Below are 11,922 nucleotides of genomic sequence, written 5' to 3'. Positions count from 1 at the left end.
AAATAACGGCCTTGAAAAATTCCTTTCCGCGAATCTTGCTGTTAATCAGCATCGCCAGGAAAAACGCGACGATCAGTTTGGAAACAACTGTTAGGATAAAGAAAATGACGTTATGTCCAAAACCGCGGTAAAACATCTCTTTAAACGGAGACTCCGTAAACAGGCGGACAAAGTTTTCCAATCCGGCAAACGAGCCCCGCTGCATTCCGTTCCAGGAGTAAAAGCTGTTCCAAAATGCGGAAAAGATCGGGAACACCTGAAACCATACATAGAATATCAAGGCAGGCAGCAGAAACAGATGAACGAGATGCTTTTTCCAGTTCACTCCCCGTTTGACTGACGTTTGTCTCTTTGTTTCCAGTGTTTTTTCCAATTCAGGCACGCTGTTTCGACCTCCTCCTAAGCTGTACTCATCAAAAAGGGTACAGTCAAGCAAGTCGGCCTGACTGTACCGCTGCAATCAACAATCCGTACGCTTTCTTCGTTACTGGGCTGGCTTAAACCATTTATCAGCGGAAGCCTGGGTCTCCTCAGCTACCTGCTCGACTGTCAGTTTGTTGATGTACATCCCTTGCAGAGAGTTCTCAAACAATGTTTTCGTGGTTGGAGTCCCATCTCCGAAGTGGACCAGCATCAGGAACGGCACCATGCTCTTATCACTGAGCTGCGTCATTTTTTGAACGAGCGGATTCTTCGGCTCTACCCCTGGGATCGCGCTGAATCTGTTTAATTCGTCGCTGAACAATTGCCCGAACTCTTTGGAAGCAAGGAACTCCATGAATATTTTTGCTTCTTCCGGGTGTTTGGTCGACTTGAAGATGCCGTACGAGCCGTCCACCCAGTTTACAATCGGAGTATCTCCTCCCTTTTCCTTGGCCAGAGAGGGAATGATGTCAAGCGGCATATCCGGATTTTGCTTTTCGAACGTTTCCAGACGATAGCTGCCGTTGATATACATCGCAGCCTTGCCGGTGTAGAACAGCGCCTGGACATCCTTGTCGTCGAGCGCGATGAAATCCTGCGGGAAGTACTGCTCCAGTTCCTTCATCTTTTTGATCGAGTCAATGAAAGCCGGGTCTTTGAAATTGACCTCGCCCTTCAGCATTTTCTCGATGTACTCGTTTCCGCCGATTGAGCTGGGCGCAAAAACGCTGTGGGTAATGGACAGCAGATAAGCTGCCTTGCCTGATTGCGCAATCGGGATAATGCCTTTCGCCTTCAAAGCATTGCACACCTGGATAAATTCGTCCCACGTTTGCGGAGCCTCCAAGCCATTCTCCTCAAACAGCTTTTTATTGTAGAAGATGACGGCTGAGTTGATCGACAACGGTACGCCGTAGACTTTGCCATCGCTGCCGCGAGCGGCATCCAGGTACGCCTTCGGAATATCGCTTACCCCTTTCAGATCATCGATGGGCATCAGGTAGCCTGCATCTGCAATAGAGGTAGCTCCCTGGTAAGGACGAAGCTGCAATATGTCCACTCCCGTCCCGGATGTCAGCGTATTGGTCAAAATCGTGTTGTATTCGGTTGACTTGAACGGTTTGAACTTTACCTTGATGTTTGGATGCTTCGCTTCAAACTCGGCGATAATCTTGTTGTACGCTTCTTTGTCTTCTGTACGCCAGCTGTACATCGTCAGCTCAACCTGTTCCCCTTTTGGCGCTTCAGCCGCAGGTTGAGTCTTTCCCCCTTCTCCGCCGGAAGTCGTTGCCGGAGGACTGCCGCTACAGGCAGCCAGGAAAAATACCAGCAAAAGAGAAAACAGCCAAACCCCTACTTTTCTCATCGCGAAAATCTCCTCCACGTTTTCCATTTGTCTGTCCTTCTCGTGCACGCTTGCTCTTGGAGTATTATTTTATAATCTATTATAAAATTAGGAAATATTTTTTCAATATAAATATTTACACTTTTCAAAAAACATTTGAGACGAGGAGACGCTTTCCGAAAAAAAGAAGGACGACAACAAGGATGTGCCACATGGAGAGCACATGCCTTGAACGCACAAAAAAGAGACAGACCCGCAAGTCTGTCTCTTTGCGAAACGGATGGCCGTTTCTTACATCATGCCCATGCCGCCCATGTCAGGCATGCCGGCAGGCGCTTTGTTTTCTTCTGGTTTGTCTGCCACAACTGCTTCGGTAGTGAGCAGCATAGCCGCTACGGATGCAGCATTGGACAGAGCGGAGCGAGTAACTTTCGCAGCGTCTACGATACCTGCTTCGAGCATGTTTACCCACTCTTCAGTAGCAGCGTTGAAGCCGATGCCCACAGGTTCTTTCTTCAGGCGCTCAACGATAACGGAGCCTTCCAGACCAGCGTTGGCAGCGATTTGGCGAACTGGCTCTTCCAGAGCGCGCAGAACGATCTGAACACCAACCGCTTCTTCGCCTTCAGCTACAACTTTTTCTACCGCTTTGATAGCGTTGATCAGGGTAGTACCACCGCCAGGCACGATACCTTCTTCCACAGCAGCGCGAGTGGAGTTGAGGGCGTCCTCGATGCGGAGTTTCTTTTCTTTCAGTTCGGTTTCGGTAGCTGCACCGACCTTGATCACTGCTACACCGCCAGCCAGTTTTGCCAGGCGCTCTTGAAGTTTTTCACGATCGAACTCGGAAGTGGTGTCTTCGATTTGTTGACGGATTTGAGCAACGCGTGCATCGATATCAGCCTTGTTGCCTTCGCCTTCCACGATCGTAGTGTTTTCTTTGGTAACAACAACTTTGCCAGCGCGGCCGAGTTGCTCCAGCTTGGTGGATTTCAGTTCGAGACCCAGCTCTTCTGTGATGACTTCGCCGCCAGTGAGGGTTGCGATGTCGCCCAGCATAGCTTTGCGGCGGTCGCCGAAGCCAGGAGCTTTTACAGCAACAGCTGTGAAGGTACCGCGCAGTTTGTTTACTACGAGAGTAGCCAGCGCTTCGCCTTCTACATCTTCTGCGATGATCAGGAGCGGTTTGCCGCTTTGTACAACTTGCTCCAGAACAGGCAGAATTTCTTGGATGTTGGAGATTTTCTTGTCAGTGATCAGGATGTAAGGGTTGTTCAGAACCGCTTCCATCTTGTCGGTATCAGTGATCATGTAAGGAGAAGCATAACCGCGATCGAACTGCATACCTTCTACTACATCCAGCTCAGTAGTGAAGCCTTTGGACTCTTCAACGGTGATTACGCCGTCTTTGCCCACTTTTTCCATCGCTTCAGCAATCAGGTTGCCGACTTCTTGGTCGTCAGCGGAGATCGCTGCTACTTGTGCGATAGCGGATTTGCTCTCTACCGGCTTCGCGATGGATTTGATTTCTTCAACAGCTGCGCGAACAGCTTTCTCCATACCGCGGCGGATTACCATTGGGTTAGCGCCGGCAGTTACGTTTTTCAGACCTTCGCGAACCATGGCATAAGCCAGAACAGTTGCAGTTGTCGTACCGTCACCAGCGATATCGTTGGTTTTGGTTGCTACTTCTTTAACCAACTGCGCACCCATGTTTTCGTATGCGTCTTCCAGTTCGATTTCCTTTGCGATGGTCACACCGTCGTTGGTGATCAGCGGGGAACCGAATTTTTTCTCCAGAACCACGTTGCGGCCTTTTGGACCGAGGGTTACTTTAACGGCATTTGCCAGTGTTTCAACACCGCGAAGCATCGCGCGGCGAGCATCTTCAGAGAACTTGATTTGTTTTGCCATCAGAACTCAACCTCCTGCGTTATGTGTTTACGGTTCGTACCGGTCTTGCCTTATGTGAAAGAGCCTTAGCCGATGATCGCCAGGATATCGGATTCGCGAAGCACGAGGTATTCTTTGTTATCCACTTTCACTTCGGTGCCGGCGTATTTGGAGAAAATAACCTTGTCGCCTTCTTTTACTTCCAGAGCGATGCGCTCTCCGTTGTCGGAAACGCGACCAGAACCGACTGCGACTACACGACCTTCTTGCGGTTTTTCTTTCGCAGTGTCAGGGAGAACGATACCGCTAGCGGTCGTCTCTTCTTTGGAAATTGGTTCGAGTACTACACGGTCACCCAATGGCTTCAGCACAAAAAACACCCTCCTCAAAAATGTAGGTTCAAGAAGTTTTGCGTTGTTAGCACTCAATCAAAGGGAGTGCTAACACCCAATTCCTATAATAATGAATCGCTATGTACTTTGCAAGTATTTTCCCTCACAAATTTCCAATCTCTTGTTCCAGGCTCGTCACTAGCCAGATATGCCTGGCCCTTCTTCTTTGTTCTATCAATCCGGCTCGTTCATATAAATAGAGAGAACGTAGAATCAGATCCACTCTGAAGGAGGAATACTGCATGCGGAAATGGCTCTGGATCGGCGTGTTCGCTCTCTCTGTGGCAGGAATCGGCCGCCTCTTGTCTCCTGGCTCGCCCTTTATCCTCGCCTCGGTCCAACCGGTGAAGCTCTACTGGGATGGAAAGGAAGTAACCGATGCGGACAAGCCCGGCTACTATCGGGACAAAACCGGATACCGGCCCGCTACGCTGGAATACAAAGGCACCACCTATATCCCTTTGTCGCTTGCCGGCTATCTTGAAGGCAAGCCGGTCCACCTCGATCAAACCAATTCGGCTGCTTTTGTCGGACAAGCTCCGGCCCCAAGGGAAGCTGCTGGCAGCCGGCAGGAGGACAAGCCGCCGCAAAAGCAGCAGCTGGTTCAAACACCTCCGGGTTCTCCGGCTGCAGCGGTGCCAGCATCGGCTGCTGCTTCCGCCCAAACGGCAAACAAGTCCGCAAACAGCCTGTTTGGCATCAAATTGGGCATGCCTGTCGCCCAGGTGACAAAACTGCTCGGCCAACCGGGACGGCAGGAGCCGAGCGGCCTTGGCTATCAATGGTACATCTACAACCAAAATCCGGCTCGCTACCTCCAGGTAGGGATTGCGAACGGAAAAGTGGTCGACCTGTATTCCAATGCCCCGGAAGCAAAGCTCGGCGAGGTGGGAATCGGCACCAGCCTCTCTTCTTTGAGCCGAATGTACAAGCTGCAGCACACTGTCTCTTTCTCTTATCAAAAGGCCAGCGTCCAGATTACCAATCAAAAAAATCAGCGTCCGCTGGTAATTCAGGACGGCACTCCGCGTATCTTTTATCTGGACAACCAGAACAGCGACAAGGTAACGGCCATTCGGCTGATCGATACGCTGATGCTGCTGCGGGGCGGTTTTTACGAAACGCGCTGGACCTATTCCGGGGCAGCCCCCGACTTTGACCCGCCTCCGTTGAGCATCAAGGAGCAGGAACAGGTGGATGCAGCCAGAGAGAGACAAATACTCGACCTGGTGAATGTCATCCGTTACCGCTACAAGCTTTCCCCGCTTCGCTGGAATGAGCAGGCTGCACAGGTAGCCCGAGGCCATAGCGTCGATATGGAAAACCACGACTTTTTCGACCACGTCTCCGCTACGACCGGGATGGACCCGTTTGAACGGCTTCGCAAAGCGGGACTTTCCTACAGCATGGCGGGCGAAAACATAGCGGCTGGCTATCCCGACTCCATCGAAGCCCATGAAAGCTGGATGAACAGTCCCGGCCACCGGAAAAACGTCCTGGAAAAGAACTTTACCCAGCTTGGCGTCGGGGTCGTTGCCGACTACTACACCCAAGCGTTTGTCACTCCCAAGCAATAAAACCGGTAAAATGGCTTTTCAACGCCACAAAAACGCCCGACCAGTCCTTGCGACGGCCGGGCGTTTTGCTTCCCCTTCCGCTTCCTTTCTACTTCGCTGCTCCCCTGTACTGGCACTACGGCAGGAGAAGCAGCTTCTTCAACTTGCCGATCTCCCCCGAAAATTCAACAACCAATGTTTCCGCTTCCTTCGTATGCAGGATCATCCAGGGCCGGCGGCTGCTATCCTTTGGCATGACGACGAACATGTTGGCGATCATCGTATCGATTCCCGCCTGTTTATGAAGCAGCTTTTGCGGCGGCGCCAGCGGGATTTTGACAATCATGGCGTGGGACAGAGCAGGCTGAAGGTCCTGCACCCGCCCGCTGACGCTTTTCAGGAGACTTTGCGCTTCGGTTTGAAATTCGCTCGTATTCTCGAGAGTTTTGATGACGCGCTCCTTGTCCGTATCAAACAGCTCTACCTGCTCGGCTGCCAATGGGTCAGCAGCTTCAGTCCCCTTTTGAATCTCGCCGTTTTCCGCTTGATGCAAAGTAATGGCCCTTTTTACAGAGTCATGCAGGAATCCGATCCCTGCGCCTTCGGCAGAAGCATTTGAAGAAGCGCTTGGCATTGCCGTCAAAAAACTAAATAGCGCCACGATCAAAAAGGCAGCTTTCCACATCTTCCGTCACCTCCCAAACTTTCCCGTTTAGTATGTCCAAGCAAAAAAAAATCTCCCGCCCTGGGGGCAAGAGATTTTTCACGTTCAGCGGACAGCCTCATCCGCTTCCATGTTGTATTCGTTGTTCCACTTCTCTTCTTCCGCAAGCTGCTTACGGTACACGATCTTGGAGAGCCAGATGCTCACCTCGTACAAAAGCAGCAGCGGGACTGTGACCAGAATGTCGCTGACAATTTCCGGCGGCGTCAGGGTAATGCCGACAACCGCAAGTCCAAAGTAGGCAAATCTGCGCATTTTGGCCAAACGCATCGGATTCAATAACCGCAGCCGCGTGAGGAAGATGACGATAATCGGCAACTGAAACAAAATCCCAAACGGAATGACCAGGTTAAACAAAAAGCCGAAGTACTCTGCGATCCCGTAGCTAGGCTTGACGTCCATCCCGAGCGACATGCCTGTCACGAACAGCATGATCATCGGAAAGACGACATAGTACCCGAACAAAACCCCGATGATGAACAAGAAGAAAGCGGCAGGGATAAAATACAGCGTCACCCTGCGCTCATTTACTTGCAGGCCCGGGGAAACAAATCTCCAGATGTGAAACAATGCGACCGGCAGTGTCACCACCGCCCCCACCAGAAAGGCAAACTGCATATAGACGCGCAGCGTGTCGGACGGATGCAGGGAGATAAGCGGAACTCCTTCGGTGATCGGTTTCTCTTTCAAGTATTCGATCAGCGGGCCGGCGCAAAAAAATCCGGCGATCAAAGCAACAAAAAATACTGCCAGCACCCAAATGATCCGTGTACGAAGCTCGGTCAGGTGCTCTACTACCGTCATTTCGCGATCTTCCAACATGGCACCCACCTTGTCCGGCTACGCCTTGTGTTGTGCGTTCTCTGCTTGCAGGCGCTCCTGCTCCAGTTTTTCCCGGATTTCTTTTTCCAGGCGCTCACGTTCGAGGCGTTCGCGAATTTCCCGCTCCATTTTCTCGCGGTCAAAGGCATCCTTCTCTGTGACGACAGCTGTTTTTGCTTGCTGCTGTTGATCTTTAGGCTTAGCCTCTTCTTCCTCGTCATCGTCTCTTGTCAGGCCGCGGGTCGCATTCTTGAACTCCTTCAGGGTATGACCGACTGCCCGTCCGAGCTCCGGAAGCTTTTTGGGCCCAAACAAAACCAGCGCCAGCACCAAAATTAAAATAAGACCAGGAATTCCAATCGTACTCATGCACTTCACTCCTTTTTTCCTGTCATTTGACAGTGTAACCAGCTAACACTTGCGCAATCCGCCATATCCCAAACGGGTCATGTCCTGTTCGGCAATTTTTTCTCCGGCCAGGATGCGTGGCAGGAAGACGTCAAATGAAGTAAACGGTTCGTGCATTACCGCTCCCGGCAAACCGAGGATCGGTATGTCTCCTTTATACGCTACCATCAGCATCGAACCGGGAAGCATCGGTGTGCCGTAGCGTACGACTTTTGCACCGGTTCCCGCGATCGCTCCCGGAGTGCGGTCGTCCGGATCCACAGACATGCCGCCTGTCACCAGGATCAGATCGACTCCTTCGTCAAGAAAACGGATAATCTCTTGTTCAATCAGTTCTTTGTCATCGGGAGCAAACCGCTGTTCGACCACGACGGAACCAAGCGCTTCTACCTTGGATCGGATGGCAGGACCGAATTTGTCGGAAATTCTGCCCGAGAAGACCTCGCCACCTGTAGTCACCAATCCGACACGCTTTTTCAGGAACGGCTTCACTTCCACGATCGGGCCGGAAAACTGGCGTGCCAGTTCCTCCAATCGCTCAATTCGCGCTTCTTCCATAATCAGCGGGATGATTCGGGTAGCGGCCACCGTTTGCCCCGGTTGCACCACCTGATCGCCGTAAATGGTGGAAAACGCGATGCCCTCCAGCTCATTCAGCGCGTGAACAGCCTCTTCATGTACTTTGGCCAACCCCAGATGCTTGGCTTTCATCGACACTTTGCCTTCGTAGGGCTCCGTCAAGACAAGCCCTCCTCCCGAAACGGCACGGGCAATCCTCAAGCCGGCTTCTTCTTCGTGGATAAACCCTTCCGGCATTTCAAGGACGTAAATATGCTCTTTGCCGATGGAAAGCAGCGGCTCGATATCCGCTTCTGTGACGACATGTCCTTTTTTAAACAAGCGTCCCTTAAACTCTCCTGGGAGAATCTGCGTCATGTCGTGCGGGAGCATCATGCCGATCGCTTCTCGAACAGGCACTTCCTTCAGCTTCGGTTTTTCTACCAACCCAATCCTCCCCAATCTTCATTGGCTCCTCCGGTTCCCTGCAAGATGTGCAAGGCGTCAGACAGCATGTCCCCGATGGCGTTGAAGCAAATCTCGACGCCCTTTGGATTGCCTGGCAGGTTGATAATCAGCGAATTTCCCCTCGTTCCGGCTACTGCACGGGTCAGCATTGCGCGGCGGGATTGCTGCAAGCCGGCGCGGCGCATTTCCTCGGCCAATCCCGGAACAGGTCTGTCGATGACCCACGCTGTCACCTCGGGAGTGACGTCCCGCGGGCTCAAACCCGTGCCTCCTGTCACAATCAACAAGTCGCATTTCTCACGATCTACGCACTCGATCATGTTTTCCTTCAAATCTTCCATATCATCAGACACAGCACGGTAGACAGATACATCAACCTGCAGCCATTCCTTTACAAGCGTGCGGATAATCGGGATGCGATCGTCTTCGCGCTCTCCCCTTGCAATGGAATCGCTTGCGGATATTACACCTATTTTCCAGTTGGTCACAGCCCATTCCTCCAATAGTTCTTGCTACTGTATTGTACACTGTTTTTTTTCACATGTAGATAGGGCAGGGGCAAATGACGCAATCTCGACACAAAGCAGTCACATTTACGAAAGGTCTGGCTGGCCTGTTTCTCTGATCCCTGACTCCGTCGCAAGAAAATCGAGCGAAATGTCGTGAGGTTCCATCGGCACCGCCTTTTGTACCTGCAGGTCAAACGAACAGCCGATCAACAGCGGCCTGTGCGGGAGGGAGGTAAGAAAGCGGTCGTAATAACCGGCACCGTACCCCATGCGCCCACCCCTGCGGTCAAAAGCGACACCGGGAACAAGCACAGCGTCCAGGTCTTCGGCTTTTCCTTCCGCAGCCAGGCCGGGATCGGGTTCGAGTATGCCGTACGTTCCCCGCTTCAGCATATCAGGCCCCGTATAGATGTAGGGAACAATTCGCCGCTCCGCCGGAAGCGTCAGCGGCAGCCATATCTCCTGCCCACGCTCAAGCGCTTTGTCCAGGAACGGGACGATATCCAGTTCTTCGCGAAACGGATAGTACGCCATGACCGTACGGCAGCGGCGCAGTCTGTCAAAGGAAAGCAAATGACGGCACATTTGTTTGGAGCGGGCCTGGCGTTCTTCCGGACTGACAGATGCTCTTTGGGCGAGAATTTCTCTGCGAAGTTCCCTCTTTTGATCGAGAAGCTCCATGTGTTTTTCCCCTCTCTTTTCTCCCGGCCACTCCCATATCGGTCGGGGTTGTCCCTTTCTGGTCTCTAAGCTACACTGATACAGACAGGAGCAGAGCATGCTTGGCCGCTTGCAGAAGCGCCAGGATCAGCAATCTGTGCCACGCAGGCCGACAGATCGTTTACGGTATTGATAAAGAGGTGGAAGCAATGATCTTACTTCAAGCTGAACATATACAAAAAACGTACGGGATTGAGACCATTTTACAGGACATTTCGCTGCAAATTCAAACAGGAGAGCGCGTCGGACTGGTCGGAGTCAATGGGGCCGGAAAATCGACACTAATGAAGATTTTGGCCGGGCAGCTCAGCTATGACAGTGGAACCGTCCGAATTCCGAAGGATGTCACGCTCGGTTACCTGGCGCAAAACGGCGGGCTGGAGTCCGAACGCTCCATTTGGGAGGAAATGCTCTCCGTCTTCACTCATTTTCAAAAGGAAGAGCAGGAGCTTCGCAAGCTGGAGACGCTGATGGGCGATCCGGCCGTTCTGGCTGACGAAAAACGGTACCAGCAGATACTGGAGGATTATTCCCGCCGCTCCGAGGCATTCAAGGAACGCGGGGGGTACGGCTATGAGGCGATGATTCGCGGCGTCCTGCATGGACTCAGATTCGCCGATATGGACTATCAGACGCCGATTTTCACCCTGAGCGGCGGGCAAAAGACCCGGCTTGCCCTGGCGAAGCTGCTTTTGCAGGCTCCTTCGATCCTGCTGCTGGATGAGCCGACTAACTACCTGGATATTGAGACGCTCACCTGGCTGGAGGGCTACCTGCAAAATTACCAGGGCGCCATCCTCGTGGTCTCCCATGACCGATACTTCCTGGACAAGCTCGTCACCGTCGTCTACGAGATCGAGCGCACCCGTGCGACCCGGTACACGGGGAACTACAGTCAGTTTCTCGACCAAAAGGCGGCCCGGCTGGAGCAGGAATTAAAGCGCTACGACAAGCAGCAGGAGGAAATTGCCAAGCTGGAGGACTTCATCGCCCGGAACATCGCTCGGGCGACAACGACCAAGCGGGCCCAAAGCCGTCGAAAAACCTTGGAGAAGATCGACCGGCTGGAGAAACCGATCATGAACAACAAGTCGGTCAACTTTTCCTTCGATGTCGCCAAAATGAGCGGCAACATCGTGATGAAGGCGGCCAATGTCAGCATCGGCTACCCGGACGCCGTGCTGTCCCGACACCTCACCTTTGAGCTGGAACGGGAGGAGCGCGTCGCTCTCGTCGGCCCCAACGGAATCGGAAAATCGACTCTCCTGAAGACGATCGTGGAGCAACTGCCAGCTATTACAGGCAGCATCCAGTTCGGCAGCAATGTCACGATCGGCTACTACGACCAGGAGCATCGGAATCTGAATGACCAAAATACGGTGCTCAATGAAATCTGGAACGACTATCCGCTGATGCTGGAGCGGGATGTCCGTACCCTGCTCGGTAACTTTTTGTTCAGCGGCGACGACGTGCAAAAGCGCATTTCCGATCTGTCGGGCGGCGAAAGAGCACGTGTTTCGTTGGCCAAGCTGATGCTGAAGCAAGCCAATTTTCTGATATTCGACGAGCCGACCAACCACCTTGATATTTTCAGCAAGGAAGTGCTGGAAAACGCCTTGTACGACTACCCGGGAACGATTCTGTTCGTCTCCCATGACCGTTACTTCCTCAATAAAATCGCCACCCGGGTACTGGAGCTCTCCCCGGATGGCGTGACCAGCTATCTCGGCAACTACGATTATTACGTAGAAAAGAAGCAGGAGCTGGCCGAGCTGGCAGCTGAACAGCAAGCGCAAAGCACGAAGAAACAAGCCTCCTCTGCTGCAGACCTGCAGGAGAAATCGAGCTATGAGCGCGACAAGGAGGCCAAGCGCCGCGAGCGCCAAAGACTGCGCCGCCTGGAGGAAATCGAAGCGGCGATACAGGAGCGGGAGGCCGCCATTTTGACCTGGCAGGAGGAGCTGTGTCTCCCGGAAATCTACAGCGACCACGTCCTGGCCAAGGAGCGCAACGACAAGATCGAGCAGACAAAGGTGGAGCTGGAGCAGTTGTACGATGAGTGGAGCGAGCTTTCAGAGAGTTAGCCTGCTCCCGGCTCCCGTAA

General features: G+C 52.7%; 12 protein-coding genes (1 of these 12 only partly in view). 2 read left to right on the top strand and 10 right to left on the bottom strand.

Annotated elements, in window-relative coordinates:
* The 4 genes from NST37_RS03200 to groES all read right to left on the bottom strand — a co-directional run.
* A protein-coding gene (locus NST37_RS03200; protein WP_003389754.1) for a sugar ABC transporter permease crosses the window boundary here: on the bottom strand, positions 1–382 show its beginning. The gene continues 578 nt to the left of window position 1, outside the view; the window shows 382 of its 960 coding nt (coding positions 1–382); it begins with the start codon at positions 380–382; its stop codon lies beyond the left edge, outside the window.
* Positions 383–484: 102 nt separating this feature from the next.
* Positions 485–1,816: an extracellular solute-binding protein gene (locus NST37_RS03195; protein ID WP_251256039.1), complete on the bottom strand. Its 1,332-nt coding sequence runs from the start codon at positions 1,814–1,816 to the stop codon at positions 485–487.
* A gap of 243 nt (positions 1,817–2,059) precedes the next feature.
* Positions 2,060–3,682 carry a chaperonin GroEL gene (gene groL / locus NST37_RS03190; RefSeq protein ID WP_003389756.1) on the bottom strand — a complete coding sequence of 541 codons (1,623 nt, stop codon included), beginning with the start codon at positions 3,680–3,682 and terminating at the stop codon, positions 2,060–2,062.
* Positions 3,683–3,747: 65 nt separating this feature from the next.
* The gene (gene groES, locus NST37_RS03185; RefSeq protein WP_003389758.1) at positions 3,748–4,032 is read right to left on the bottom strand and encodes a co-chaperone GroES; all 285 of its coding nucleotides are present in this window, start codon (positions 4,030–4,032) and stop codon (positions 3,748–3,750) included.
* 263 nt (positions 4,033–4,295) lie between these two features.
* On the opposite strand from groES, the gene NST37_RS03180 reads away from it, so the two are divergent.
* The gene (locus tag NST37_RS03180; protein ID WP_024985080.1) at positions 4,296–5,630 is read left to right on the top strand and encodes a CAP-associated domain-containing protein; all 1,335 of its coding nucleotides are present in this window, start codon (positions 4,296–4,298) and stop codon (positions 5,628–5,630) included.
* A 115-nt stretch (positions 5,631–5,745) separates the two neighbouring features.
* On the opposite strand, the gene NST37_RS03175 is transcribed toward NST37_RS03180, so the two are convergent.
* The 6 genes from NST37_RS03175 to NST37_RS03150 all read right to left on the bottom strand — a co-directional run bounded on the left by NST37_RS03175 (position 5,746) and on the right by NST37_RS03150 (position 9,779).
* Positions 5,746–6,294: a hypothetical protein gene (locus tag NST37_RS03175; protein WP_238986216.1), complete on the bottom strand. Its 549-nt coding sequence runs from the start codon at positions 6,292–6,294 to the stop codon at positions 5,746–5,748.
* A gap of 84 nt (positions 6,295–6,378) precedes the next feature.
* A complete protein-coding gene (tatC, locus tag NST37_RS03170) occupies positions 6,379–7,152 on the bottom strand; it encodes a twin-arginine translocase subunit TatC (RefSeq protein WP_024985082.1) in 774 nt (257 codons plus the stop codon).
* 21 nt (positions 7,153–7,173) lie between these two features.
* On the bottom strand, positions 7,174–7,524 hold the full coding sequence (locus NST37_RS03165; protein WP_003389763.1) for a twin-arginine translocase TatA/TatE family subunit: 351 nt from the start codon (positions 7,522–7,524) through the stop codon (positions 7,174–7,176).
* Between the two features lie 42 nt (positions 7,525–7,566).
* On the bottom strand, positions 7,567–8,568 hold the full coding sequence (locus tag NST37_RS03160; RefSeq protein WP_031932565.1) for a molybdopterin-binding protein: 1,002 nt from the start codon (positions 8,566–8,568) through the stop codon (positions 7,567–7,569).
* Complete coding sequence (locus NST37_RS03155) at positions 8,562–9,077, bottom strand: MogA/MoaB family molybdenum cofactor biosynthesis protein (RefSeq protein ID WP_003389765.1); 516 nt, start codon at positions 9,075–9,077, stop codon at positions 8,562–8,564. The genes NST37_RS03160 and NST37_RS03155 overlap by 7 nt, the downstream gene beginning before the upstream one ends.
* A gap of 105 nt (positions 9,078–9,182) precedes the next feature.
* On the bottom strand, positions 9,183–9,779 hold the full coding sequence (locus tag NST37_RS03150; RefSeq protein ID WP_327955885.1) for a 5-formyltetrahydrofolate cyclo-ligase: 597 nt from the start codon (positions 9,777–9,779) through the stop codon (positions 9,183–9,185).
* A 188-nt stretch (positions 9,780–9,967) separates the two neighbouring features.
* On the opposite strand from NST37_RS03150, the gene NST37_RS03145 reads away from it, so the two are divergent.
* The gene (locus NST37_RS03145; RefSeq protein ID WP_122958042.1) at positions 9,968–11,902 is read left to right on the top strand and encodes an ABC-F family ATP-binding cassette domain-containing protein; all 1,935 of its coding nucleotides are present in this window, start codon (positions 9,968–9,970) and stop codon (positions 11,900–11,902) included.
* Positions 11,903–11,922: the final 20 nt, after the last annotated feature.

The sequence above is a fragment of the Brevibacillus sp. FSL K6-6036 genome, assembly GCF_037964015.1.
GTDB classification, from domain to species: domain Bacteria; phylum Bacillota; class Bacilli; order Brevibacillales; family Brevibacillaceae; genus Brevibacillus; species Brevibacillus borstelensis.
The sequence above is the reverse complement of the archived record's forward strand: the minus strand, read 5'-3'. Positions and strand labels throughout refer to the sequence as shown.

Excerpts from the sequence above, each read along its gene's own strand:
- NST37_RS03195 (WP_251256039.1), bottom strand. The coding sequence starts at position 1,816 with ATGGAAAACGTGGAGGAGATTTTCGCGATGAGAAAAGTAGGGGTTTGG.
- groL (WP_003389756.1), bottom strand. The coding sequence starts at position 3,682 with ATGGCAAAACAAATCAAGTTCTCTGAAGATGCTCGCCGCGCGATGCTT.
- NST37_RS03180 (WP_024985080.1), top strand. The coding sequence starts at position 4,296 with ATGCGGAAATGGCTCTGGATCGGCGTGTTCGCTCTCTCTGTGGCAGGA.
- NST37_RS03175 (WP_238986216.1), bottom strand. The coding sequence starts at position 6,294 with ATGTGGAAAGCTGCCTTTTTGATCGTGGCGCTATTTAGTTTTTTGACG.
- NST37_RS03165 (WP_003389763.1), bottom strand. The coding sequence starts at position 7,524 with ATGAGTACGATTGGAATTCCTGGTCTTATTTTAATTTTGGTGCTGGCG.
- NST37_RS03150 (WP_327955885.1), bottom strand. The coding sequence starts at position 9,779 with ATGGAGCTTCTCGATCAAAAGAGGGAACTTCGCAGAGAAATTCTCGCC.
- NST37_RS03145 (WP_122958042.1), top strand. The coding sequence starts at position 9,968 with ATGATCTTACTTCAAGCTGAACATATACAAAAAACGTACGGGATTGAG.